Origin of the sequence: Arenicella xantha, assembly GCF_003315245.1 — a bacterium.
Taxonomy (GTDB): domain Bacteria; phylum Pseudomonadota; class Gammaproteobacteria; order Arenicellales; family Arenicellaceae; genus Arenicella; species Arenicella xantha.
In genome coordinates this window covers 1,185,337-1,211,474 of sequence record NZ_QNRT01000001.1, presented here as the reverse complement: position 1 = coordinate 1,211,474, position 26,138 = coordinate 1,185,337, and the positions used below count along the sequence as shown (strand labels likewise).

The window sequence follows — 26,138 nt, the reverse complement described above, 5'->3', positions numbered from 1 at the left end:
ATCTGATTAAATCACAAGGCTGTACAGTTTAGTCTGCCAAGTCTGCAAGAGCTAGTTTTAACGGGTCTAGTTTATCACCGTACTTTTTCCAGCGACCAATCGAGCCTGAATAAAGAGGTTGTCTAACTTGTACTGAGCTGGCGGTTGCTACTGGCGCCGTATTTTCGTGAAATCTTAGGCAGGCTTCATGCCAATCCAAGCCACAAAAATCCAATAGTCGACGTGTTTGATTTTCTTGATCGAACACTATGTTTTCGTACTGTATTTCCATGAATCGATCGCTTGGTATATGGGCTCGCCAATGGCTCATTAATTGGTCAAACGCGCGGTAGAAATTCGCCGTTTTATTTAGGTCGTAAGTGTAATGATAGTAGGAGTGTTGGACGGTAAGAAGTTGACGGTAGTTACTCAAACAGCTGTCCATTGCTCCGCGCCGTAAAACCACAATATGCGCGTCTGGGAGTGCCTGATTTATTAGGCCTGCATAGAAAAAATTCAATGGCATTTTGTCAATGATGCGTTGGCCATTTCTGACTAAACCCTGTGTACTCTCAAGATAGGCTTGGCCTATAGCCTGTAGGTCCAATTTGTTAGCCTGCTGCATTGTCGGGGCATCGAGCACTAAGTTAGATGGTGTAGCCGTTGCTTCTTTGATGAGGCCTGGAAAGGTATTGAGTTCACCGGCTGAGGTTACATCTGGGTGCGACGACAGTATTCTATCTACAAGCGTAGTGCCGGTTCGGGGCAAACCAATAATAAATATTGGTGCTTGAGTCGCACTGCGCTCGGTTGGGCGTATTTGAGCTGCGTTGTGGATGCTAGGCCGTGTGGCTTGTGCCGCGGCAAACACGGTTTCTAGTGTGGTGTGTTCATGTGAATTAGCTAGCTTAAGCCGTTTAGCACGATGTAACCAATCAAGGCTTTCAGAATACAGTTCTAAGTCTTCGAGCGTTTTGGCGATAGCGTGTCCAATATGCAAGGCGGCGTCGGCATTCGCTTCATACTGCTTGAATAAGCTTTTCAAATGCTCTAAATAATTGTGTTCGCTTGACTGCCGCTTCAGCGATATCAGCGATGACCAAGCGCGGTATGCGTTTGGATCTCGTTTAAGTGTTGCTTGATAGGCATTTTCGGCTCCCTCAAAGTCGCCAATAAATTGTCGTGAAGCGGCTAGATTGTAGTGAAAATTAGCGGGCTCCGGGTTCAGCGATACGGCCTTTTCAAAGTAGGGTATCGCTAGTTCGTGGAACCCTGTACGACTATAGATAACGCCGATGGTGTCATTAATTAGCGGGTCGTTGGAGATTAAATTTGCGGCTCTATCGGCTGCTTGTTTGGCAAGGTTTTGATGACCTAATGTGGTTAAGGCTTGACCATGGTAGGCATGCATTTCCGCTGAGTCTGGTGCTAACCTCGCTGCACGTTCAAATAGCTCACAAGCTTTAATGTGATTTAGATGTTGCTGCGCCAAAAGACCTAAGAGACAGTACGGAACAGGGTTGTTTACGTCGGCTTTGATCATGCTAATTGAACGCGAATGAACGGCCGTGTAGTCACCGGCAGCTAGCAACGCTAGTCCAGACTTAAGTGATTGATGTAACGAGGTTTTCGGAGTCATTGACGAGCTTGGCATGGTTCTAGGTAATTATATTTGACAGGATTGAAGCGAGTAAGAGACACTTGGTGTCGAATCATTCCTACAAAGACGTAGTGCGATCGTTGAGAGACGAGTTTTGACGCATTACGTGCTGCGCTCGTCATCTCCATCTGTTGGGTCGTTACCCCCTATTTACCCAGCACAATATAACCTAAGGAGCGCAATCCGAATAGTTGCGCCTCGAGTATGAGGTAATAATGAGATGAAACATCATCCAAATAATCAGAAGAGATTTAAATTAACGCCATCGGCGCGTGCGATCGCTAGCACGATGGCGTTACCATTGGTGGGAGGTCTGATGTTAAGCCCAGTACAGGCTCAAGAGTCGGGATCCTCCACTACCGCAATTGAAGAAATAATTGTAACCGCAACTCGTCGTGAAGGGTCGATCCAAGATGTGCCGATTAACATTGCTGCGCTGGACGGAACTCGTCTGCAGGAGCAAGGTTTTAGTGATATTTCGGAGGTGTTGGCTTTTGTCCCTGGGATTAACGCGGTTAATCAGGGTGGACGTAACGGTAACCAAACCATCGTTCGAGGCTTGAACGCAGAGCCGCTAGGCCAGGGTAGTGGCAATGACACGGGGGGTACAGTTGCTACTTACCTCGGCGAAATCCCGTTGCCTATTGATTTGCGACTAAATGATTTGCAACGAGTCGAGGTGTTGCTGGGCCCGCAGGGAACGTTATATGGTGCCGGCACTTTGGGCGGTGCGATTCGTTACATCCCGAACAAACCAGACCTAACTGAGTCCATGTTCGAAGTGCGTGGAGATGTTTACTCGGTTGGTGAAAGTTCTGGTTTGAGCACTGATATAGGAGCCACGTTTAACCTACCGGTGTCTGATACGTTCGCAATTCGAGGTTCGTTCGACCGTCTCGACGATCAAGGTTTTATCGACTATCCGTTTGTCGTCAAGCAGCCAGGTGTATCGGAGCCGGATGTTGATTTAAATGATCCGACTGCGGTGGCGGCTAATTTTAGTCCCGCAGAAGACGTAAACTCGCAAGAGACTGTGTCAGGTCGAGTTGCGGCACGCTGGGTTCCCAATGATGTGATCGATGCGACGGTAACCTATTATTTTCAAAATGAAGAAAATGGCGGCCGATCAGTATCCAGTGCGCGTGGCGCCTATCCGACGGAGCGTTATGCATCGGCCAGCCGGGTTCTTGAGCCGAACGAGGAAGAGAATGAGTTGTTAGCCCTCGAAATCGTCGCAGATCTTGGTTTCGCGGAACTAACTTCGGCAACGGGATTGGGCAAGTATGAAGAAGTTGGTCAACGTGACCAAACTGATTTATTAGTGAGCTTGGAATACTCTTATGAAACTTTTCCAACTTTCACAGCGTTAACCCGTGAGGAAGAAGAGGAAGAATTTCTAAATCAAGAAATACGTTTGGTTTCCACCGGAGATGGTCCACTAAATTGGATTGTCGGCGGTTTTTATAACAAGCTCGAAACAGTCGCGACTTCGGCTGAATTTACCCCAGGTTTTGCCGCCTTTGCGGGGTTCGATCGAGCCGACGACCTTGAGTATTTCTCAGCTCAGTCGGCAAAAGTGGTTGAGCAGGCAATTTTTGGTGAAATAGGCTTCGATATAACCGATAAATGGCAGATCACCGTAGGCGGCCGATATTATGAGTATGATATTCAACTGCAAAGTACCGTTGATTTTCCGCTGTTCGACCCGGAATTCGTAGCGGTAGGTTTAGACACTGTTGGAGGGCGAGAGTTTGATCCAAGCTTACGGCAGGAAGATGATGGTAGCTTATTCAAATTTAACACGTCTTATGCTGTGTCAGAGGATGTGACCTTATACGCTACTGTGAGTGAGGGATTTCGAATCGGTGGTGGCAATGGCGGTGGAGAGTGTCCTGCGTATGACCCAGATGCGGCGCAAGGCAACTGTAACCTAGCACCAGGGCAGCAGTTTGGACCGGGACCTGATGACTTTGCTGAGTTTGATGAGCGCGCATTTGGACCAGACACAACACGAAACTTTGAATTGGGCGCTAAAACCGAGTGGCTCGATGGTGCACTGACTGTAAATGGTGCGATCTTCCATGTTGAGTGGAATGATCCGCAATTGTCTTCTGCTACGGTTAATGCTTCTATCCCGATCACCATTAATGCTAACGGTGCGGAGTCTAATGGGGTAGAGCTTGCTACCGATTGGCGTGCTTCGGAACGATTGCGATTAAGGAGTAGCTTTAGCTATACGCAAAGTGAGCTAACCGCCGATGTTCCTTCGTTGATTCGCACCATCACACCGCCAGGGTTTAGTTCAGCATTTGAAGATGGCCTGGATGGCGATCGTTTGCCTGGTTCCCCTGAAACGCAGTTTTCGATGTTTGCTAATTACACCATTCCAATGGCGGGCAGCAATGAGTTGAGACTTAATGCTGGTTACGCGTGGCAGAGCGACGTGTTGTCGCGAGCCGGTGGGCGGGGTAGTAGTTTGACCTTAGACAGCTATGGTATTGCAAATCTATCTGCGGTTTATCAATCTGATACTTGGTCGGTAAGCGGCTACGTCGATAATGTGTTTGATGAGTTCGCTGAAACCGGTGTGCAAAGTACACGTCTATCAAATCAGATCGTGCTGGATACCAGTGTAAGGTCTTACTTAACGCAGGTGTTACCGCCGCGGACGGTTGGCGTGCGGTTTACTTACAAGTTTTAAGTTTGTTAATGCGCGGCTTTGCAGCAGCGCTAACAATGGGGCTATTTATTAGCCCCATTGTTAATTATCACGAAACTGGCGGCAGGTTAGCCGGGTAATGAGGCGTGTTGACGTCAGTGCGTAGACCGGGGTCGTTTGCCTTTAGTGTGTACCAGCATGTGGCTTTCACTCTTTGATCTGTGCCCCGCCTTTCATTACAAATGCTACGTTTTCTAGTAGGCTGATGTCTTCCAGTGGATTGCCACGTACCGCAATAATGTCGGCGAAGCGGCCAGCACTCAGCGAGCCCAAGTCCTGTTCCCGTTTTAATAATTTTGCAGGATTAATGGAAGCGGCTTGCAGTGCCTGCATTGGCGTCATGCCAAATTTAACCATGCGCGATAATTGTTTGAGATTGTCGCCATGAGGATACACACCGGCGTCGGTACCCATGGTCATTTTAATTCCGGCCTTAACCGCTCGCGTGAAACTCTCTCGTTGCAGCGTGCCCGTTTTACGTTCTTTAGCGAGACTTTCTTCGAGGATTCCGGCTTTGGCTCCTTCGCCCAGAATGTACTCAGTATTGTAGATATCCATCGAAAGGTAAGTGCCTTTTTGTTTCGCAAGTTGGATGCCGGCATCGTCGATAAAACTCGCGTGTTCGACTGAGTCCACGCCAGCTTGAATCGCTGCGTAAATACCTTCAGTGCCATGGGCGTGAGCGGCTACCGTAATGCCGCGTCGATGTGCTTCTTGCACGATCATTTGCATCTCTTCGAGCGAGTATTGCTGAACCCCAACTTTAGTGCCCTTTGATAATACGCCGCCAGTAGCGCAAAACTTGATTAGGTCAGCACCGTATTTAATATTCGTGCGTACTTTCTTGGCAACCTCCCACGGACCATCTGCAACGCCGTCACTCTGTACTTGAAAATCGACGGGCAGTAGATTGTTATCACAATGACCGCCACTGATGCCAAGTGACGGACCTGACACAAACATGCGAGGGCCGAGTACGTCGCCGTCATTGATGGCGTCTCTAAGCGCTACGTCAATAAACCCCGGCGCGCCTAAATTTCGCACTGTTGTTACGCCAGCGCGCAAGGTGCGAGCGGCGTTCTTAGCGCCGCGTAATGCGGCTCGTGTTTGTGACGTCGCCAATCGTTTGTAGCCATGTTCGGTGGCGGAACCGGTCATGTGTACATGGGTATCAATCAGCCCCGGTAACAATGTCATGCCGCTTAGATTGATGACCGTTTCGGCATCGGCCGGAATCGTTAAATCACTACCAAATTCACGAATACGATCGCCATCAATTACAATTACTGGGTTCGCGATTAGTTTGCCATCGATAACGTCGACCATGGCATCGGCGGTAAGGTAAGTGGCTGCTTGTGCGTGAGTTACACAGAGTAAAGCCGACAGTGCGGCGGTGAGAACGGCTTTGGGGAGCATAGTTATTGGCGCTTTCGGTTAAACGAAATTCCAGTATAACTCAGCTGCTTGGTATGAGTGTACTGCTCGCCGACGTGTTGCCAGCGAGCTAGTATCGGAGAGCCTAGTGTCGGAAGTGGCGCATACCGGTAAATACCATCGCCATACCGGCTTCATCGGCTGCGGCAATAACTTCTTCGTCACGCATTGAGCCACCCGGTTGAATTACCGCGCTGATTCCTGCTTCAGCGGCATTGTCGATGCCATCTCGAAATGGGAAAAATGCGTCTGATGCCATGACCGAGCCTTTTACTTCTAGTTTGGCATGCTCGGCTTTGATGCCGGCGATTCTGGCAGAGTTGATGCGGCTCATTTGGCCCGCACCGACGCCAACCGTCATATTATTATTGGCGTATACGATGGCGTTAGACTTCACAAACTTGGCTACTTTCCAGGCAAATTGTAAGTCGGCCATTTGCGCATCGCTTGGCTTAACCTGACTGACAACCGTCAGATCATTGGTTAAGGATAGATCATTGTCTTGGATTAATAACCCGCCGGTGACGCGTTTATATTCAAGCGCGTTGTGCGATGACGAATCCCAAGCACCGCATACTAGCAAGCGGACGTTTTTCTTTTTAGCGACGGCAGCTTGAGCTTGATCTGACACACTTGGCGCAATGATCACCTCGACAAACTGCTTCTCTACAATTAATGCGGCGGTGGTGGCATCAAGCTCTTGGTTAAACGCGATGATGCCGCCAAACGCGGATTCTGGGTCAGTCGAAAAGGCTTTTTGATAGGCTTCCAGTAAGGTTGGAGCCACGGCTACGCCACAAGGGTTAGCATGTTTAACAATCACGCAGGCTGGTGCGCCATCGAACTGCTTAACGCACTCTAATGCAGCGTCGGTGTCGGCGATATTGTTATATGAAAGCTCTTTACCTTGCAGTTGCTTGGCTGTGGCGATGCCGACAGGTGCGTTTTCCTCAACGTAGAAAGCGGCGCGCTGATGTGGGTTCTCGCCGTAACGCATAGTTTGCTGATGCGCGAACTGCAAATTCAAGGTGCGTGCGAAATCAGTCTTTTCACCGTCTTGTTGAATTCGGCCTAAGTGGTTGGCAATTGCGCCGTCATATTGGGCTGTATGCTCGAACGCTTTGGTGGCGAGTGCAAAACGTGTCGCATAGCGCAAACCACCTTGTTGGATTTCTTCAATTAGTCCTGAGTAATCTTGAGCATCGACCACAATTGCTACGTCTTTGTGATTTTTGGCTGCTGAGCGAACCATTGTCGGGCCGCCTATATCGATATTTTCGATGGCGGTAGGTAGGTCACAATTAGGGTCGGCAATGGTTGCTTGAAAAGGGTAAAGGTTCACCACCACCATGTCGATCGGTGCAATACCGTGTTCTGACATAACAGCGTCATCGGTGCCGCGGCGACCTAATATGCCGCCATGGACCTTAGGATGAAGAGTTTTAACACGTCCATCCATCATCTCAGGAAAACCCGTGTAATCGGACACTTCGGTAACCGCGATGCCTTCGTTAGCAAGCAGCTTAGCAGTGCCGCCAGTGGATAAAATTTCGATGTTTAGCTCGGCAAGTTCGCGAGCGAAGTCAACGATACCGGTTTTGTCGGATACACTGATAAGTGCACGTGCGGGGCGTATCCGAGTTTCTGAGGCGAAGTCAGTCATGGTAAATTCCTAAAAATGTCGGTCTGGAAGAGGGGTAGGCGGCTTAGCCGAGATTGTAGTGTTTGAGCTTTTTGCGCAAGGTGTTGCGGTTGATACCTAATATATCTGCTGCGCGAGTTTGATTTCCTTTAACCTCTTGCATGACAACCTGTAAAAACGGTTTTTCAACTTCATTGATAAAAAAGTGATGAAGGTTAGATGGCATCTCCCCATTTAAATCTTTGAAGTACTGTTCCATCGAATGCGTAATGCATACGGATAGCGGGTCGTTTTTAGTCATGGCGGTTAGGTGTGTATAGAATGCAGTGGTTGATGTAACGAGCCGCTTAAGCGGCTTTATTTATTGCTGTGGTTGACTGCAGAAACGCCTGCAGTAATTCAATTTGTTCAGTTGGGTTCTCGGTTTGCGTAATCGCTTGCCGGTATGCTTCCGAGGGCGTGCTAGACCAGTGGCTTAGATACCATTTGATGTGTTTGCGTGCCAAGCGTACGCCCATGACATCACCGTAAAAATGATGTATCGCTTCTATGTGCTTGTGTATTGTGGCGGCTCGCTGATCAGCGCTCGGAATTGCTTGATAGTGGCCGTGTGCAAGATAATCCGCGATTTGTTGAAACAGCCATGGCTGGCCTTGCGCCGCGCGCCCAATCATTACCGCATCGGCATTGGTATAGTTTAAAACTTGTTGGGCCGACTCGGGAGAGTCTATATCGCCGTTTACAATCACCGGAATATCGACGGCCAGTTTTGCGGCGGCAATTGAGTCATACTCCACTTGGCCGACAAACTTACATTGACGTGTTCGGCCATGAATTGTGATGGCGCTGATACCGGCGGCTTCAGCGATACGTGCAATGTTTACCGCGTTGCGTTGGTCGGGACTGGTGCCGGTTCGAATCTTTACCGTCACCGGTACATCGACGGCATTCACTACCGTTGTGAGTATCTGTTGCACCAGCGGTTCATTTGCCAGCAGGGCTGAGCCGGCGGCTTTCTTACACACCTTTTTGGCTGGGCAACCCATATTGATATCAATGATCTGCGCGCCATTAGCGACATTGTACTGCGCAGCTTCGGCTAACACATTCGGTTCGGTGCCGACGATCTGAACTACCACTGGTTCTGGTTCGCCAATTAGGTCGGAGCGGAATTTGGTTTTAGTTGAGTCGCGTAGATCTTTTTGGCTGGTGATCATTTCAGATACAACCATCCCAGCACCGTATTGCCGACAGACTTGTCGATACGGTTTATCGGTTACGCCCGCCATTGGCGCTGCCACTACCGGTGTTGATATTTGATATGGTCCAATTTGCAACATTGATTCGGCTAACTCAGAGCGGTCTAAGACAACGACAGTCTGACTGGGCGACCCCAGAAAATGTGTGTGGTGAAAGGACGTCAGATCATACCCATGTGAACAAAACCGGTAAAGATGACGAGGCGAAAAATTGCCACTTTTTTAAGCAATTTTCACTTGCTATGGATTAGCGACTTATTATTTTTAGCTCGTAGCCGGTTACTTGTTTGGGAAATGCCAATAATTCAATCGTGACTTTCTTTAGTTGATTGGGGCCGATGTCGGCCGTTGTTTTGTTGTTGTAGAGATAGTCTCGTGGTGAGAGATTGCGCCGCGACACCAATTGACCTTCAGAATTTCGCAACGCTAACTCGAGCCAAGGCAACGGTTGCGTGATACTGGCACGATTTATCATACTGACTCGTAATAAAGTCGTTGAAGGGCGGGTTGGATGCGTTTCGGTGCGTGCCGATACAAGCTCTAGTTGACTTAAGTCACGCCGCACCGGTAGTTCGATGTTACGCGTTGCTAATTGTTCAACTAATGGGTCGATCACCGCCTGCATCGCAGTATCAAAGCGGCCTGAATCGTTTGGCTTGATCCATTGTTTGAGCCACAGTTGATACAACAAAGTCGCGCTAAATAGCAAAATCAGTAACAGACCTAGTAATATTGCTAACCAACGAAACCCTGATTTTTTACGCTTAATGGGGCGCGCTGCAGCCGGTCTACTGCGACGTCGGTTGATTGCAGCCTCGTTAATTGATTCTGATTTAGGCGACAGAATTTTGTCTTTGATCAAACCGTCGACTTCGTCGATCAGTTCAGTTTCGTTGCGGCTGGAAGCGGGTTTGGTGTGTCGCGCTTTGTTAACCGTTTTTGATTCTGGGCTCGATTCTGGGTTTGATGCTGATAATGATTTTGACAGAGGCTCTGTCGTCATCGGCTTATGTGGTGCCGGAGCGTTAGTTTTAGATGGCGTTGTCAACGGCGGCGTATTGCGCGATGGCCGCACATCGTCACGCAAGGGCAACTCTAACTCAGCTTGCTTAGCAGCTTTGCTGGGTTCGGGTTTAAGTTCGGGCGCCGGAGTCGGTTGCGGCGCTGGTGTGGTGGTAGGTGGAGCTAATTGGGCCACCTGTGGCGATGCGCTATGGTCATTTTTGTTGCGCTCTCGTTGTGCCCTAATGCTAGCCACTACCACCGCGACCGATGGCGTTTCAATACCGTCAGTTGCTAGGTCGTAATCAGGTTCACTGTTTTCTTGGCTCGACTCTGGCGTAGATTGTTGCGTCGATTCTTGTTTAGTCTGTTGCTCAGAGGTTGTGCTGTGAGTTACTTCCTGATCCGGCTCTTGGCTAAATCTCTGATCGCTTGTGCTATCGGCACTCGGCTCTGAGTGAACGCTTTCTTCGATCGAAAAATTAGTAAAGGCTGTACTAGCTGGGTCCGATTCGGTGTGCGGATCGGTGAACTTTATGTCGGTAATGAATGGCGTCGGTGTGGTTGGCGGTGGCGCGGGTTCTTCAGACAAGGGTTCAATGAACGCCTCGCGTGGATCGAAGCGAGGCTTGTTTGGTGAGGCACTAATTAGGCGTGCTTGAAAGCGTTCTCGGCACGTGCCACAGCGCACCATGCCTTCAGAGACACGGAACTGTTCATCACTGATTACATAGGTTGTAAAACAGTGGGGGCATTGTGTTTTATTTAAGCCCATTGCACGATTCGTTAGGTCTTAGGTGTGGCGACAATTAAGCACCATTGGTCTTGTTGGTGAGTAGTGTACGACATTTTTTCGCCAAATGCGGCGATCACGCGATCAGCTTGAGAGGCTAAGATGCCGGTCAATAGCAGCGTGCCATTTGGTTGCAAGTGAGCTAACAATGTTTCGCGCAAATCGAGAATCACCTCGGCTAGGATATTGGCAATTACTAAGGGATAACGATGTGCTGGCTCGGGCTCTAGTTGCTCTGGCAACAAGGAAGAAATCTGGTCGGTGACGCCATTGCGTTGTGCATTTTCATCACAGGCCGCAACTGCGAGTGGGTCTATGTCGACGGCGTCGGCATGGCTTGCACCGCTTAGCAACGCCGCGATTGCCAGAATGCCGGTGCCGCTACCATAATCAAGCACTCGTTGACCTTCTAGCGATTGATCGGCAAGCCAACGTAGACACATATGCGTGGTGGCGTGTGTGCCGGTTCCAAAGGCGAGCCCAGGGTCTAGCGTAATATTGCGCGCGTTAGGATCCGTTGGTTCACACCAGCTTGGGCAAATCCATAAATTGGAGCCGACTTCGATAGGCTTAAATGAGCTTAACCATACGCGTTCCCAGTCTTGATCAACCAGCTTCTCGATTTGCACGGGAATTTCGGTTTGCGCGGAATCTGCAAATTGTTTTTGGACGAATTCAACAATGGGGGCTACATCGATGGCGTCATCGAATAGAGCTGTTAATTGCACCTTTTTCCACGTCGGGTTACCCGGAAATGCGACTTCATAATATTCGTCGGCACCGGCGTTTTCTGTGGTAATAGCTTGCGCCATAAACGCTTCAAGAGCGTCCGAGAGTGGTTCGACCTTATTAACATCGACCACGAAAATTAGCTGAATCCAACTCATTAGATTATTCCTTTTCGTTAGATCCTGCACTCGCAGGCAGATAGGTGTTTAGCCATTCGCTTATCTGCGCTTCATCAACCTTACCAAGCACTTGATCCAGTACATCACCGTTAGCATCAAGCAGCAGGCTATACGGTAGCAGGCCTTGTGGATTGCCAACATTTTCCATGACTTGAGTGCCGGTTTTTTCAGCATAAAAAATTGGATAGTTGATGTCCATTGAGTCCAACATGGGTTGCGCTGTCTCGGGGTTATCAATGGCAATGCCAATCACTTGAAAACCATGTGGTTTCGCATTGCGATACATGGCTTCGAATAAGGGCATTTCTTCACGACACGGGGTACACCATGTTGCCCAAAAATTAACGAGGGTTATTTCTCCGAGCTGACTAGCAACCGCGGTGGATTTGCCTTGATACTGCAATTTTGCTTGCAAGAGTGGTTGGCTATCGAGCACTGGCGACACGCGCGCAGTGTTAACGGCGATGCCGATCGCGAATGCAACAATCGCGATAGCGAGTATAAGTATCTTATTTTGTGCGGACATGGGTTTCATTTTAATTATTGGCTCGTGCAACCAGTGCTAGGAGCTCAGATTTATTTAAGTAACCATATTGGCGAAGGTCCGATAGCTCCTGTCCATTCGCTTGAATAAACAAGGTGGCTGGAGGACCAAATACGTCGAAAAAACGTTTTAGGGCTTCGCTATTATCGTTGGTGACGGTGACATCGACTTCGATTAATGCCCACTCGCTCAATGCCTCATGAATTTCTGGTTCCAAAAAGGTTGAGCTTGCCATGCGCTTGCAATCTAGACACCAGTCCGCATAGAAATCCACGAGGACTGGTTTATTGTCAGTCTTGGCTTTATCTAATAGAGTTTTAGCCGCGTTTAAGGTTGTTACGCTGTTAAACGGAAGCTTGCTCTTTAGCGCGCTATTGCTGCCGCCAACATTAACCGTAGCCAATGGTTGGAAAATATTATTCCCGCCAGTGGCGACACCAACCAAGGCCATGGCGCCCCATAATAACGCGGCTAACCCAAGCCCACGTAATACTGCGGCACTTAGTGCTACGCTGCTATTTTCGCCGAGTTGCCACAGGTAGAAGCCGGTCCAAAGCAGTAGAGCACACCACAAGGCTAGCACTGGTACGGCGGCAATAAAACCAGCGATGTAGATCGCTACGCCGATGACCATAAAACCGAATAAGATCTGCACTTGTTTCATCCATGCGCCAGCACGAGGGAGTATCCAGCCCGCGCCAAATCCAACCAAGATCAACAACAGCCCCATGCCGAGTGCGAGGGCACTCATAATGGCTGATCCAAGCACCGGGTCGCCGGCCTTGATAGCGGCCCCGATGGTGATAAACAGTACTGGCGAGACACAGGCGCCGACCACCAAGCTGGAGATTACCCCGAGAAAAAAGGTAGTGATTGATACTGAGCGAGTGCTGATTGATTGCCCGCTTAGTTTGGTTTGTACTGAGCTAGGTAGCTCCAATCGAAAAGCGCCAAACAGTGAAGCTGCGAGCAGTAACAAGAGACCGCAAATGAACCCAATAACCCAAGGGTTCTGAAAATAGGCCTGCAGTTGAGTGCCCGATAAACCCGCTAGCCAACCGGCCACGGCATACACCGCGACCGTGCCCATGACATAGCAAAATGCCAACCAACCGGCGCGAAGGCGGCTGGGGTTCTGTTGACCGGCGATAACGCCGAGCAAGATGGGGATCATGGGGAGCACACATGGCGTGAAACTTAGCACTAAGCCGGCAACAAAGGCCGCTGCGACATAGCTCCAGAACGACTTCTGTGGTGCGTTAGACTCGAGTTTGTCGCTTGCTTGCTTGAGATTCTCAGGCGATGAGTCGGTTGCCGTTACGGTGTTTGGTGCATTCGCCGATGGCGTGTAGTCGACTGTCACCACGCGAGTCTGTGGCGGATAGCAAACGCCAACTGGTTTATTGCAGCCTTGACCAAGCAGTGTTAGTTCGATTGATGTGGCGGTATCCGGCAGGGCAGTAAGTGGTGCGATTAGCTCGACATTATAAAAGTACACCACCACTTGGCCGAATAGTGGGTCGTCTTCAGTTTCGCCGGCTGGGAATTGTAGATCACCAATTTCGACGCCTGGGGTTGCCGATGACACCTGAAACTGGTCGCGGTACATGTAATAGTCTGGCGCGATAGTCCAAAATAACTTCAGCTGTTGGTCAGTGATCTCAGCCGTGACCGAAAAGGCTTGTTCTTCAGGTAACAGCGGAGATTCTTTTTTACTCCAAAATTGCGCATTGGCTGAGGTCATCATGACCAGTAGGCTGAATGCGGCGAGGCGGAGAGCGATGTAACTAAATTGTTTCATTCGTAGATGGATAGGCCGATTTAAGTACATTGATAGACCGCTTTGTCAGGGCTTTTCTGGCCGAGCGCTGGTCTTGCGGGTATTGTGCCATTAATCGCGTGGTGAACCCATGTAAAGGCACATTTAATCAGACTGAATTAGTCGCCAGGCCTTTGAATGCGGCCACCGATTAATCATATAGCTAGCCATAACACTAACCAGAGAAGCGATACTCACTAATCTGCACACATCGTTCGCCAGTGGGCGTAACTGGGGAGTAGAAGGTGCTTTGATTTATCGCATCTGGGGCAAACTGGGTTTCAACACAAAACCCAGCTGAAGCAACGAATGGATCGTTCATGGATTTGCCCGTGTAGAATTGAAAGCCCGGCGACGTACCGAATACATCGAGTTGAATGCCGGTGGTCTTTGAGTGTGCTGTGAGTAATCGTCGCATTTCCGAGCTGGCCGCATCGCCAACGTTAAAATGATGGTCACTGCTGCCCTCAAGTTGTGGGTAAGCACTGGTTTGGTTAATCGCATAGTCAAACGGCTTGACGATGGGAATGAGCGCTCCGGTGGGAATGTTATTCTCATCAACCTCGACAAAATTGTCGGCAAACAGTCGAAACTCATGATCATCAATTGGGCGGTTTTGACCACTTAGATTCAAATACACATGGTTGGTCTGGTTCAAATACGTGGCATGGTCGCAGGTGGACTCGTAGGTTACTGAAAGCGTTCCGTTGGCGACCTCATAACGTGCCATGGTAGTGAGGCTACCGATTAGCCCGGCTAGCGCCATATCGTAGTGGAGCTTAAAGGTCACGCTGTTGCTGCTGTGCGATATTTGTTGCCAGGTCTGCTTGTCGAAACCATTACCACCTGAATGAAGCGTGTTTTCGCCCTCATTTTGTGGCATTTGTAAGTGCTCGCCCAACACCGTCATTTGGCCTTTGCCAATTCGATTGGTGATCGGACCAATGCTGGCTCCAAGATACATAGCATCTTGAGCATAATCGTTACTCGAGCGATACCGGCAAGCCACATCGACATCATTAAATTGTATGCCAATAATGCGGGCGCCATAGTCTAATAAATCAACGCTCAGACCTTGGCCATCCTTGATAGTGTAAACGTGCATATAGTGTTGAGGGAATCAGCCGCTTAAAAGATGAGCTTAGTATACCGTTTCATCTCGATGGTGTTCGAATTTGCTATGCTAAGGGTAATGTAATTTTTACTGCGTAATTATCTATGCCGTCTATTCGTGTGTTACTTCAAAGTATGACCAACCGTTTGGTATTGCTATGCGCGATTGTATATTTCGTACAGTCTGCCTTGTTTCATCAGCAGCTCACTGGGCTTGAGCTGTTTAGCTGGCAGAGCCCCAATTTTGCAGTTTGGCAGTTGCTAACGCATATGTTTTTGCATGGTAGCGTAACGCATCTTTTGTTTAACATGATTGCGTTGTGGTCATTTGGTCGAGTGCTGGAACGTGTTTGGGGGAATCGGCGCTTTCTGGTGTTTTTCTTGGTATGCGGTGTTGGTGCGGCGGTGATTTCAATGCTGGTCGACGCGCTTATATTGGGTCGACCTTTTTCCGGTTATATGGTTGGTGCATCTGGCGCTATTTACGGTGTACTGGTCGCCTTCGCATTGTTGTTCCCTAACTTTAAAATCATCTTATTGTTCTTGCCCGTGCCAATTGCGGCCAAATATTTTGTGCCGGTATTACTGTTGATCGACCTCACGGCAGGCTTTACCGGCTTTTCTATTTTTGGCTACAATATCGCGCATTTCGCACACGTTGGTGGCGCGATAGTGGGCTTTGTGATGGTGCAATTTTGGTTGCGATCGTCCGCTAGATCGTAGGTAGCAGCGCGGCTATGTTTGTTGCTCCTCGTTGCTTTAGCGTTTGCGCGCCAAGCATGGCACGTTGGCCGCTACGGCAGGCTAATACAATTCGCTGATTTATGCCGCTAATGTCGAGTTGTGATAGCTCGTCCAATGGTATGTAACAATCTACATGGAATGGTTGTGGGCTGGTTTGCACTTCAGCGGTGTTACGGACATCTATAACGTAGTCCGATTCACTAAGTTGATCGGGTTCAACTAGCGATATGTTGAGAGCGGCGTCTTCATTGGCATTGCTGACGTCTAATAAGTGAAAATTGTAATGCCAGCAGTCGACGTACAGTAGTTTCCCACCTAGGGTTGTTTGCCCGACCAATATTTTGAGCGCTTCTTGTGCCTGTAAACTAGCGATAACCCCAACACTAGGTCCGGTTACACCAACACTGTCACAACTTTGCTGATTGGCCGGCAGACGTGGAAAGACCGCACGAAAACTTGGCCATGGGCCACCGAACACGCCAACGTGGCCATAGACGCGATTAACCGAAGCGCTCAGCATTGGCGTGTTGCTGTGACGACTGAAGTCACAGGCTAAATAGGTCACGGCGAAGTTGTCGGCGGCATCAATAATAAGATCAACGCCTTGCCCAATGCGCGCAATATTGCTCGGCAGTATGCGTTCTGAAAATGCTGTTATGTTTACACTGGAGTTTAGTTCACGCAATGCCTGTTGCGCGACCTTGGCTTTTGATTGACCGCAATCGGACTCGCGAAACAGATGTTGACGGTGCAGATTAGTCTGATCAATGGTGTCGTGATCAACTAGAACCAACTCGCCGACACCAGCGCTTACTAATTGAGTGGCGACGGTGCAGCCCAAGCCGCCGACGCCAAGCAGTAATACTCGAGCGGCGGCCAGCTTGGCTTGTCCTTCAATGCCAATTTCAGATAGTTGAAGTTGGCGGGCGTAGCGGGAATCAGTTTGCATCGTTCTATTCTATCGGCTCTGTGGGCCGGCGGCGAGTCCGCATTGCTTATATGCGTTCTGCGTCTCGGCACGACAGTAGTCGATTAAGTACTTTCGGGTTATTTGAGCTAGTTTTGCAGAGTAATCTGCAAGCTTGTCGCTGGCGAATAAGGCCAATGTCAGTCAGTTGGTTTTAATGCAAATGGGTTTGTAGTGACTTAGGTCATTGAGTGGCTAGCACGGTGAGCGGCGTGCCCAGTTTCAGGAGGTGTTCGCGCAATACTATTTTTTCGTCGCGATTCAAAAAACGACCGATTTCGATTTGCTCGTTAACGTGTTTTAAGCGCAGTGTGGGCGGGCTCATGCGGTAGCTACTCGGTTGCTTTAGTAATCTTGTTTGACTGAGTTGCCATTGCCATTCCTGTTTTGGGAAGTACACGCCTTTTTGCAGCACTATTGAGTCGGCTCTTACGGTGATTATTTCCTTAAAGCTTAGTTTCCATGACGCGTAGTACATTCCTAGCCCGACTAACAGCACTTCGAGCCCAGCAAACGGCATAATCATCCATGCGCCCATCATTGCCCATGCGGCTGCGATGCTCATATTCACTACGAACAAGGCTAGCAAAATCTTCTTATTGGTTTGCCAACTCATCGAGCGATTGGGACTGAGAACGAGTTGGTGCCCTCCGTCATATGTACTAAACTCAACCATACAGGAATAGTAGCAAAATGCTGGTCTTAGCGATGTGCTCGGCTAATTTGCGCAATTGCAACAGGAGGACGAATGACAGACAAACCGATAGGCGCTATTGAGTGGCGTGATTTAACTGTCGATGATGCTGATAGCGTAAAGGACTTTTATGCTCAAGTGGTTGGCTGGAATACCGGCTCTGTGTCGATGGGCGATTACGATGATTACACGATGAGCTTGCCGGGTTCCGGTGAAACCATCGCAGGGGTTTGCCATGCTCGTGGCTCGAATGCCGGTCTGCCGCCGCAGTGGATGATGTATGTGCGAGTCGCGGATGCGGATGCCAGTGCTAACCGCGTGCTTGAACTCGGTGGCGAAATTATCCAAGGTCCACGCACGATGGCCGGTGACATTTACTACATGATCAAAGATCCTGCGGGCGCGGTGCTATCGATTTTCTCGTCGACAGGCTAGCTTTGTCGAGCGGTTGGTTTAACAGCCGCGCCGATTGCTAACCGTGAGCGTTTAACCAGGTCACAACTTCGGCGAATATTTGTTGGCCTTCTGGCTCGTTAAATATTTCGTGATACAGGCCATCATAGAGATTGATGTGTTTGTCCGGCGACGACACCGAGTTGAACAACAGTTGCGAACCTTCGGGTGCGGTCATGACGTCTTTAGTGCCGTGCATTATCAAGATTGGCAAGGTGATCTTGGCGGCATTGGCTTTGACGGTGTCCATGGTGTTGGTCATTTCGACCAAGAATCGTGCGGATAATTTGTCTTTGCTAACGAGCGGGTCAGCCATGTATTTATCGACTACTTCAGGGTCACGACTAATTGCGGAGGCATCTAACTGCAGCATGGCGGCCTTGGGAAATAGCTTGGCTATGCCCTTAATGATTGCGACTTGCCACTTGGGCGGTTCTTGCGGGCTTTGAATCGCGGCACCGGATAATAGTGCGCCACTAAATTTATCTTGGTGATCCAGCAGGAAGCGTGCCGCAATTAGGCCGCCCATACTATGGCCTAATAAGAATAGTGGGGTATCCGGGTATGATTCTCGAATACGAGCATGCAGTTTAAGTGCAGCGCTTTGAAATTCGTCAAAGCTGTCGATGTGGCCTCGTTTGCCTTCAGAATGACCATGGCATGGAAGGTCGATGGCGCTTAATGCATACCCGTATTGATTGAGAAATTCGCCGAGCGCGTCATAGCGTTGGCAATGCTCACCTAAACCATGGATCAACATGACAACACCTTTTACTTTACCTTCAGGTGTCCAGTGACGGTAATACAGTCCGTGATCGGTATGATCGCTGATTTGGCTCATGGTGGCTCTCTGGAAAATTATTAAGCAGCCATCTTACCAGACCTCAAAACCGCTTCGCTAGTGGATTACCGGTGCTGAGTGATAACTAATGTTGGGTAAAAAGGAATGCGGCTCGAGCATGAGCCTGTTTAGCCAGCAATGGATGCGATCGTTGTTCAAGGCCGAGTTGAAATTGGCGAGCCAAGTCGTTGATGTCGTCGCTGCGATTTGCGTGTCGAAGTACCGTAACTAGGTTTTGTATATCACCTAGTAATGTTTCTACGATGTGTTGATCGAATTGAATATTATCGAACGCTGGGTCAATTTCCTTCATCCGAGAAGCTTCGTCAAAGACCGCAAATAATTCATCAAGCTTAAGTTCTGGGCGTTCTAAGAAATCGTTACAAACTTGCCATTGTTCCGCATTCAGAAGATCATTCCAAACAAATTTGCTTAGTTTGGCAGCTGACTTAGGTTCACTATGATGCAGGCTTAAAAACTGTTCTAAGGCATCGCTTTCCACGCCTAATACTCGACAGATACACAAATAGTCGTGAAAGCGCTCCGGGTCACGTTCATCCAAATAGGTTTGTAATAGCTCGCGCTTTTTGCCTTCGAGTCGGTTTTTGGCGCCCGGAAAAATTTCAGCTAGTTCGCCCCAACCGTTGAGGCAATGGTTTAAGCGAACGCCATATAATGCATAGGGGTCATCTTCTAGCGCATGATCAAAAAAATGCTCATAAAATGTAAGCGCACTGACAAAGTCGCCAGATTTATGGGCGATTTGAGCACTTTCCAATACTTGGATAATGGCTGGTTTCTGCATGATGAAGGTACTCTGGGTCGAGGTATATCGCTTAGATCATTCCGAGTTCTAGTTTGGCTTCTTCCGACATATTGGCCATAGTCCATGGCGGATCAAAGGTAAGCTCAACGCGAGCATCGGACACACCGACGACACTTTTCACAGCGTTTTCGACAATGCCTGGAAACGTCTCAGCGACAGGGCAACCCGGAGCGGTTAAGGTCATGCTGACGTCCACAAAGAAATCTTCATCTACTTCAAAGTTGTAAATGAGGCCGAGGTCGTAAATGTTTACCGGAATTTCAGGGTCATAGACTGTGCGTAACGCTTCGATGATATCCGGCCCTAGTTCTTCGGGTGTGCGCGGTTCAGCCGAACGCTTGGCTGCGTCAGCTTCGGTTTTGCCTTCGGGCAGTACGATATAGGGAGTGAGTGTGTCGTTCATAATAATTTCTTCAACGATGGTTATTTCAACATAGAAACAGCTTTATTGATGGCTTTTACCAGAGCATCAATATCGTCACGCGTGTTGTAGAAGGCTAGAGACGCTCGCGCTGTGGCGTCGACCCCAAAGAATTCCATTACCGGCATAGCACAGTGATGACCGACGCGAATAGCAACGCCTTGTTGGTCTAGTAGTGTGCCAAGGTCCGAGGCATGGATGCCATCAATTTGGAAGGATAAAATACTGGCTTTATCTTGTGCGGTTCCAATCAAATGTAAGCCATCGATGGCTAACAATTGTTCGGTTGCGTAGCCTAATAGCTGATGTTCGTAGTCTTGTATTGCCGGTATGCCGATCGCGTTGACGTATTTGATTGCGGCAGCCAAGCCAATGACGCCAGCAATATTGGGTGTGCCAGCTTCATATTTGTGTGGCAGTTCATTATAGGTGGTGCCAGAGAAGCTTACGACCTTGATCATTTCGCCACCGCCTTGATAGGGCGGCATGGCATCAAGCAATTGGTGCTTGCCATACAGCACACCAACGCCGGTTGGCGCAAACAATTTATGGCCAGAAAACGCGTAAAAATCGCAATCGAGTGCTTGCACATCGACCACTGTGTGCGCGACCGCCTGAGCGCCGTCGACCAGCACTTTGGCGCCAGCTGCATGCGCGTCTGCAATCATTTGCTTGAGTGGCGTTAAGCTTCCGAGAGCATTCGAGAGCTGCGTGATCGCGAGTAATTTAGTCTTGGGGTTAAGCAGTTTTAAGAATTCATCGTAAATGATTTCGCCATGCTCATTGATCGGAATGACGCGTAACTTTAAACCCAGCTCTTGCTCGAGAATTTGCCAAGGCACAATATTCGAGTGATGTTCCATCATTGACACAATGACTTCATCGCCCGCTTGAAATGAGCTGCGCACGAGACTGTGAGCCACCAAGTTAATTGCGTCGGTAGTGCCGCGAGTAAATATTATTTCTTTGTCGGAGCCAGCGTTGATGAACTCACGAACGGTCTCACGGGCGGCCTCAAACTGATCCGTGGCACGTTGGCTCAGGGTGTGGATTCCGCGGTGCACATTCGAGTAATCATGCTGGTAAAACTCCGACACTGCGTCGATCACCGCCTGAGGCTTCTGCGTTGATGCGCCGTTATCTAGATATACCAATGGATGTCCGGACACTTGCTGGTGTAATGCTGGGAAATCGGCGCGATACGAGCTGATATCAGCTACGTTAGCGGGTATTTGATTCATTGCTTTGTTCATTGCCATGATCTCGGAGTCGTGTTTAGACTAGTTCTTCTAGCCCTGCTAGTAATTCGCCAGCCATGATTTGCGTAAGCTCTTCACGAATCGCGGAAACGCCGACACGCTCAATAACTTGGTTAGCAAACGCAAAGGTTAGCAATGCATTGGCCTGCTCGCTATTGATGCCGCGGGACTTAAGGTAGAAAACTGATTTAGGATCTAACTGACCTACGGTGGCGCCATGTGAGCACTTTACGTCGTCAGCATAGATTTCTAGCTGCGGTTTGGTGTCTGCTTCGGCATTACCGGATAGTAGCAAGTTGTTATTCTGCTGATCGGCGATGGTCAGTTGTGCGTCTTGAGCGACCACAATACGACCGCGAAACACACTGCGTGAATGGTCGCTTAGCACAGTCTTGTAATACTCGTCGCTACTGCAACTTGGCTCCAAGTGGTTTACTTGAGTGTGGTTATCAATATGTTGTCGACCTTGGCCGAGTACTAAACCGTTCATTTCGATATGAGCCCCAGAGCCTTGTAAATTGCTATGGATATCGTTGCGTGTAACCAAGCCGCTTAACGCAATGTTATGACTCTTTACCTGAGATGAGCGCGCTTGATTGATAAACACGCCGCCCATATGGAATGCACTGTCGCCGTGTTGTTGAATTTTATAGTGATCGATATGCGCGTTGTCGCCAGCAATAATCTCCGTGAGGGTATTGCTAAGATATGTCATGTCATCGTTTGCATCGCTGCTTACACAATGTCGTTCAACGACCGTGCATTGGCTATTTGCGGCGGCGATAATCAGGTTTCTGGCATGACTGACGGCCTGTGAATGCTGATTAATAAACACAATTTCGAGCATCTCAACCACTGCGCCTTGGCTAAGCTGCAGTACGTAGCCGTCTTGTGCGTAGGCCGTATTGAGGGCGGTAAAGCCATGCTGTTCGCTCGGTAGTGTGGTGCCGAAAGCCTCTTGAACGGATGCATCTTGCCATACGTCTGACAGACGATTAACTGTGACTCCCTGCATTGAGGGCAGAGTAGAGGCGGCAAGGTCTACGAAGCCATCGACAATAACGAGCCGTGCATGTGTCACTGATGGCAGTGTTTGACTCAGCTCGACCGCTTGGCCGACAGAAAATTGCTGGCTTTTTAATGCGCGTAGATTGGTGTAACGCCATTGTTCGTCACGCACACCGGGTAGTCCCACGGTCTCAAAGTGAGTAAGTGCTTGCTGACGTTGCTGCATAAGCCAGTTTGGCGCCGTTGCGAGCGCCGCATGTTGACTAATCCAGCTTTGGTTTTGGTCGGCTGAAATCATGATTAACTTGCCTTTTGTAGTCCGTCGATCCAGCTATAGCCTTTGGCTTCAAGCTCGAGTGCCAATGACTTATCGCCAGATTTAACAATGCGCCCGTTGGCGAGTACGTGTACGTAGTCAGGTACGATATAGTCGAGTAAACGCTGATAGTGGGTAACTAGTACCATCGCGCGATCGGGCGCGCGCAGAGCATTAACGCCTTTTGACACGATCTTTAAAGCGTCGATATCCAGTCCTGAGTCGGTTTCATCAAGCAAGGCTAGTTTTGGTTCTAACATCGCCATTTGCAGAATTTCGTTACGCTTCTTCTCGCCGCCAGAAAAACCTTCGTTGACAGCCCGTTTAAGGAATTCTTGCTTCATCTCTACTAAGTCGGCTTTCTCGCGAATCAGCTTGAGGAAATCGCCGGCGGTGATTTCCGCTTCACCTCGATACTTGCGCATAGAGTTCATAGCCGCTTTGAGCATAGCCATGTTGCTAACACCTGGAATTTCAACAGGGTACTGAAACGCTAAGAAGATTCCTTCACAAGCGCGTTCGTCGGCTTCAAGCTCGGTTAGGTCGTTACCCATATACTCGATCGACCCTTCAGTTACTTCATAGCCTTCGCGGCCCGCGATCACATTTGAAAGCGTACTCTTGCCTGAACCGTTCGGGCCCATAATGGCATGTACTTCGCCGGCTTTAACCTCTAGGTCGATGCCTTTGAGGATCGGGGTATCGAATACCGAAACGTGCAAATTTTTGATCTTTAACATAGCTATACTTTTACAATTGTCTTCTAAATGAATGATTCACTGGTGCGTAGTGGTGGCAGTTAACCTGAGGTTTAACCGACCGCGCCTTCAAGTGACACATCGAGTAATTTTTGCGCTTCTACCGCAAACTCCATCGGTAGTTCACGGAATACTTCTTTGCAGAACCCGTTTACAATCATCGACACTGCGGCCTCCTCGTTCAGGCCGCGTTGTTTTAGATAAAACAATTGGTCTTCTGAAATTTTAGAGGTGGTTGCTTCGTGTTCTAGATTGGCCGTTTGATTCTGTACTTCCATATACGGGAAGGTGTGCGCGCCGCAACGGTCGCCGAGCAATAAAGAGTCGCATTGTGAGAAATTACGTGCATTGTCTGCGCCCTTCAGAATTTTCACTAGGCCGCGATAAGTGTTCTGGCCATGACCTGCTGAGATGCCTTTAGAGATAATCGTGCTGGACGTATTTTTGCCCATGTGGATCATCTTGGTGCCAGTGTCAGCCTGTTGCTTATTGTGGGTAAGTGCGACTGAATAGAATTCACCAACAGAGTCATCACCTTGCAGTACTACGCTCGGATACTTCCACGTGATGGCCGAGCCAGTTTCGACTTGAGTCCATGAAATTTTAGCGCGGTCGCCTTTGCATACACCACGTTTGGTAACGAAGTTATAAATACCGCCTTTACCGTTTTCGTCACCGGGGTACCAGTTTTGTACGGTTGAGTATTTGATTTCTGCATCGGCATGCGCAACTAACTCTACTACTGCGGCATGCAGCTGGTTTTCATCGCGTTGTGGTGCGGTGCAGCCTTCAAGATAACTAACGTAGGCACCTTCTTCGGCAATAATCAGGGTGCGCTCAAACTGACCGGTATTGACTTCATTGATCCGGAAATAAGTCGACAACTCCATTGGGCAACGTACGCCTTTGGGAATAAATACAAACGAGCCGTCTGAGAACACCGCGGCATTGAGCGCGGCGTAATAGTTGTCTTGGGTCGGAACCACACTACCAAGGTATTGCTTAATTAAGTCTGGGTGCTCTTGCAAGGCCTCGGAGATCGGCATAAATATCACGCCGGCCTTTGATAGAGTTTCACGAAACGTGGTGCGTACCGACACACTGTCGAAGACCGCATCGACTGCGACATTGGCCAACATTTTTTGCTCTTCGAGCGGAATGCCAAGCTTGGCATAGGTCTCGAGTAGTTTCGGGTCAACGTCGTCTAAGCTGTCTAGCACGGGCTTTTTCTTTGGCGCAGAAAAATACGCAATGCTTTGAAAATCTATTTTAGGATAATCAATGTGTGCCCATTCGGGTTCTGGCATTTTCTGCCAGCGACGAAACGCTTTCAGTCGATACTCGAGCATAAACTCGGGTTCGTTTTTCTTTTCTGAAATTCGGCGAATCACGTCTTCATTCAAACCGGGCTCAAAGGTATCCGACTCAATGTCCGTGATAAAACCTTCCTTATACTCGCGTTTGACGAGCTCTTTCAGGTCCTTATTCTTTTCGTTCAATGCTTCTGACATGGTTAATACCTACTGATCTGTATCGGAATGTCCCCGATTTGTGTGACATCTTGTTGTGTCGCCAAAGTTTGTACGTGGCGAGAGCGAACAAGATCGCTGAGTTTCTTGCTATTGAGAAACTCAAAAAATTCTCGGCTAAGATTGGTCCATAGATTGTGGGTTAAACACGGTTGCGTATCGTCGCAGGTGTTGCCGCCGCCACAAGCTAGGTTAATTTTTTCGTCTGCTGCAATCAGGATGTCGGCGAGAGAAATTTCTTTTGCGTCGCGCGCTAGCATATAGCCGCCTTTGGCACCGCGAGATGACACCACGAGCTCAGCTTGTCGTAAGCTGCGAAATAATTGCTCAAGATAAGAAAATGAGATTTTTTGCCGTTCGGCAATGTCCACCAATGACACGCGATCGAGTTTGGCATGTAACGCCAAATCCATCATCGCGGTGACCGCGTAACGGCCCTTGGTGGTTAATTTCATCTCTGATTCCGTCGCTAGCTCTTAATTGCTGACACGAGTGTAATAGCTGTGCTGTGACACTTGAGTCAATATACCTGAGTAATTTACTCGGGAATCGGAGTATAGGCATGCTGATGACTGTATTCAAGCCGAATTAGCCGGATTCTCTGGCTATCTTTAGGTCATTGGGTGCTGCAATCACTCGGCGTTAATTGAACCTTCCTGCGGTTGACGTTCAAATATAACGCGCACATCACCGTAGTGTTCGCCTGACGCCTTGCTCAGGTTTGAAGCGCCTTGGTAGTAGGCTATTTGTTTGGTGTCCGCGTAATAGCCGACTTCGATTGGACTAATAAGCCATCGTATCAAGGGATTGGCCAAGCGCATTTGAAACATCACGATACCGGTAGTGTCGCCGTTGTCGGCTAATGAGCTTGTCTGTGGGTCAACTTGGTTTAGCTGGACTTTTATCAGATCCATTTGGGCGGTGCTGGCAAAACGTGTTGTTACCTTTTTGCCGGCCAATAAGTTCTGCCAGTTGCGTAGTAAAAAGTTGGAAAACCCAGCGTCTATGACAACTTCATCGTCTTGACTGATATCAATTTCCTGCTGAGTTTGCTTACCGGCAGCGCTAACAGACATATCAATAGACTGTTGTTTTCGCTCAACTGATTCGGTAATAGCGGCCGCTTGTTGAGTCAGTTGATACGCGTTAACCTGACCATTGGGTTTGAACTGAACCTCACGTTGGCCGATGACATTACCGGAAGCATCGGTGTAGCTTGTTTTCAGTGTGGTATCGGCAAAACTGTGGGTTTCTTGATACAGCAGTGCTTGGGTCTGGATATCATAAACCTTGCCGATCAGTTCTGGCTGCGCAGCGTGAACTTCAATGCTGACGAGGGTAGCTACCAATAGGCTGGCTAAGGTTAGTTTCATTCTTTTGCACCATTGACTGTTGTGGAGTGCCAACTTAGCAGTGTACGAGTGAAGTCATTGCTTAGAGATGTGTAAAT

24 protein-coding genes are annotated in these 26,138 nt (G+C 48.9%); 3 read left to right on the top strand and 21 right to left on the bottom strand.

Translation table 11 applies throughout. From position 1 onward, the window contains the following. Positions 1–28: 28 nt before the first annotated feature. Positions 29–1,618 carry a tetratricopeptide repeat-containing sulfotransferase family protein gene (locus DFR28_RS05155; RefSeq protein WP_113953425.1) on the bottom strand — a complete coding sequence of 530 codons (1,590 nt, stop codon included), beginning with the start codon at positions 1,616–1,618 and terminating at the stop codon, positions 29–31. Positions 1,619–1,859: 241 nt separating this feature from the next. On the opposite strand from DFR28_RS05155, the gene DFR28_RS05150 reads away from it, so the two are divergent. Then, positions 1,860–4,340 (top strand): TonB-dependent receptor, encoded by a 2,481-nt coding sequence (locus tag DFR28_RS05150; RefSeq protein ID WP_113953201.1) that lies wholly within the window; start codon positions 1,860–1,862, stop codon positions 4,338–4,340. A 165-nt stretch (positions 4,341–4,505) separates the two neighbouring features. On the opposite strand, the gene DFR28_RS05145 is transcribed toward DFR28_RS05150, so the two are convergent. The 9 genes from DFR28_RS05145 to DFR28_RS05105 all read right to left on the bottom strand — a co-directional run bounded on the left by DFR28_RS05145 (position 4,506) and on the right by DFR28_RS05105 (position 14,864). After that, positions 4,506–5,774, bottom strand: a complete 1,269-nt coding sequence (locus DFR28_RS05145; protein ID WP_113953200.1) for a Xaa-Pro dipeptidase — start codon at positions 5,772–5,774, stop codon at positions 4,506–4,508. Positions 5,775–5,877: 103 nt separating this feature from the next. Further along, positions 5,878–7,455: a bifunctional phosphoribosylaminoimidazolecarboxamide formyltransferase/IMP cyclohydrolase gene (purH, locus tag DFR28_RS05140; protein ID WP_113953199.1), complete on the bottom strand. Its 1,578-nt coding sequence runs from the start codon at positions 7,453–7,455 to the stop codon at positions 5,878–5,880. A gap of 43 nt (positions 7,456–7,498) precedes the next feature. After that, positions 7,499–7,735, bottom strand: coding sequence for a helix-turn-helix domain-containing protein (locus DFR28_RS05135; protein ID WP_113953198.1), 237 nt, complete (start codon positions 7,733–7,735; stop codon positions 7,499–7,501). Between the two features lie 46 nt (positions 7,736–7,781). Continuing rightward, positions 7,782–8,774 carry a tRNA dihydrouridine synthase DusB gene (dusB, locus tag DFR28_RS05130; RefSeq protein ID WP_113953197.1) on the bottom strand — a complete coding sequence of 331 codons (993 nt, stop codon included), beginning with the start codon at positions 8,772–8,774 and terminating at the stop codon, positions 7,782–7,784. Between the two features lie 166 nt (positions 8,775–8,940). Continuing rightward, entirely contained in the window at positions 8,941–10,470 is a 1,530-nt protein-coding gene (locus DFR28_RS05125; RefSeq protein ID WP_113953196.1) for a zinc-ribbon and DUF3426 domain-containing protein, read from the bottom strand. 11 nt (positions 10,471–10,481) lie between these two features. After that, positions 10,482–11,375, bottom strand: a complete 894-nt coding sequence (prmA, locus tag DFR28_RS05120; protein ID WP_113953195.1) for a 50S ribosomal protein L11 methyltransferase — start codon at positions 11,373–11,375, stop codon at positions 10,482–10,484. Between the two features lie 4 nt (positions 11,376–11,379). Then, positions 11,380–11,931 carry a TlpA family protein disulfide reductase gene (locus DFR28_RS05115; RefSeq protein WP_113953194.1) on the bottom strand — a complete coding sequence of 184 codons (552 nt, stop codon included), beginning with the start codon at positions 11,929–11,931 and terminating at the stop codon, positions 11,380–11,382. Position 11,932: 1 nt separating this feature from the next. Next, the gene (dsbD, locus tag DFR28_RS05110) at positions 11,933–13,741 is read right to left on the bottom strand and encodes a protein-disulfide reductase DsbD (RefSeq protein ID WP_170131981.1); all 1,809 of its coding nucleotides are present in this window, start codon (positions 13,739–13,741) and stop codon (positions 11,933–11,935) included. 193 nt (positions 13,742–13,934) lie between these two features. Beyond that, on the bottom strand, positions 13,935–14,864 hold the full coding sequence (locus DFR28_RS05105) for an aldose epimerase family protein (RefSeq protein ID WP_113953192.1): 930 nt from the start codon (positions 14,862–14,864) through the stop codon (positions 13,935–13,937). Positions 14,865–14,977: 113 nt separating this feature from the next. On the opposite strand from DFR28_RS05105, the gene DFR28_RS05100 reads away from it, so the two are divergent. Then, positions 14,978–15,595: a rhomboid family intramembrane serine protease gene (locus DFR28_RS05100; RefSeq protein WP_113953191.1), complete on the top strand. Its 618-nt coding sequence runs from the start codon at positions 14,978–14,980 to the stop codon at positions 15,593–15,595. On the opposite strand, the gene DFR28_RS05095 is transcribed toward DFR28_RS05100, so the two are convergent. Together DFR28_RS05095 and DFR28_RS05090 are read right to left on the bottom strand one after the other, a co-directional pair. After that, a complete protein-coding gene (locus DFR28_RS05095) occupies positions 15,585–16,565 on the bottom strand; it encodes a ThiF family adenylyltransferase (RefSeq protein ID WP_113953190.1) in 981 nt (326 codons plus the stop codon). The genes DFR28_RS05100 and DFR28_RS05095 overlap by 11 nt on opposite strands. Before the next feature lie 202 nt (positions 16,566–16,767). Then, on the bottom strand, positions 16,768–17,259 hold the full coding sequence (locus DFR28_RS05090; protein WP_113953189.1) for a DUF2244 domain-containing protein: 492 nt from the start codon (positions 17,257–17,259) through the stop codon (positions 16,768–16,770). Positions 17,260–17,331: 72 nt separating this feature from the next. On the opposite strand from DFR28_RS05090, the gene DFR28_RS05085 reads away from it, so the two are divergent. Continuing rightward, positions 17,332–17,712, top strand: a complete 381-nt coding sequence (locus tag DFR28_RS05085; RefSeq protein ID WP_113953188.1) for a VOC family protein — start codon at positions 17,332–17,334, stop codon at positions 17,710–17,712. 37 nt (positions 17,713–17,749) lie between these two features. Here DFR28_RS05085 and DFR28_RS05080 read toward each other — a convergent pair whose 3' ends face one another. From DFR28_RS05080 to DFR28_RS05040, 9 genes are all read right to left on the bottom strand, one after another. Then, a complete protein-coding gene (locus DFR28_RS05080) occupies positions 17,750–18,571 on the bottom strand; it encodes an alpha/beta hydrolase (RefSeq protein ID WP_113953187.1) in 822 nt (273 codons plus the stop codon). Between the two features lie 85 nt (positions 18,572–18,656). After that, on the bottom strand, positions 18,657–19,376 hold the full coding sequence (locus DFR28_RS05075) for a hypothetical protein (RefSeq protein ID WP_113953186.1): 720 nt from the start codon (positions 19,374–19,376) through the stop codon (positions 18,657–18,659). A gap of 31 nt (positions 19,377–19,407) precedes the next feature. Beyond that, positions 19,408–19,800: an SUF system Fe-S cluster assembly protein gene (locus DFR28_RS05070; RefSeq protein ID WP_113953185.1), complete on the bottom strand. Its 393-nt coding sequence runs from the start codon at positions 19,798–19,800 to the stop codon at positions 19,408–19,410. A gap of 20 nt (positions 19,801–19,820) precedes the next feature. Beyond that, on the bottom strand, positions 19,821–21,059 hold the full coding sequence (locus tag DFR28_RS05065; protein WP_211316866.1) for a cysteine desulfurase: 1,239 nt from the start codon (positions 21,057–21,059) through the stop codon (positions 19,821–19,823). A gap of 34 nt (positions 21,060–21,093) precedes the next feature. Then, on the bottom strand, positions 21,094–22,383 hold the full coding sequence (sufD, locus tag DFR28_RS05060; RefSeq protein WP_113953183.1) for a Fe-S cluster assembly protein SufD: 1,290 nt from the start codon (positions 22,381–22,383) through the stop codon (positions 21,094–21,096). A 2-nt stretch (positions 22,384–22,385) separates the two neighbouring features. Further along, positions 22,386–23,141: a Fe-S cluster assembly ATPase SufC gene (gene sufC / locus DFR28_RS05055; protein WP_113953182.1), complete on the bottom strand. Its 756-nt coding sequence runs from the start codon at positions 23,139–23,141 to the stop codon at positions 22,386–22,388. Positions 23,142–23,212: 71 nt separating this feature from the next. Next, a complete protein-coding gene (gene sufB, locus DFR28_RS05050; RefSeq protein ID WP_113953181.1) occupies positions 23,213–24,670 on the bottom strand; it encodes a Fe-S cluster assembly protein SufB in 1,458 nt (485 codons plus the stop codon). Positions 24,671–24,672: 2 nt separating this feature from the next. Then, positions 24,673–25,143, bottom strand: coding sequence for an Rrf2 family transcriptional regulator (locus DFR28_RS05045; protein ID WP_113953180.1), 471 nt, complete (start codon positions 25,141–25,143; stop codon positions 24,673–24,675). Positions 25,144–25,320: 177 nt separating this feature from the next. Further along, entirely contained in the window at positions 25,321–26,061 is a 741-nt protein-coding gene (locus DFR28_RS05040; RefSeq protein ID WP_113953179.1) for a hypothetical protein, read from the bottom strand. Between the last annotated feature and the right edge of the window lie 77 nt (positions 26,062–26,138).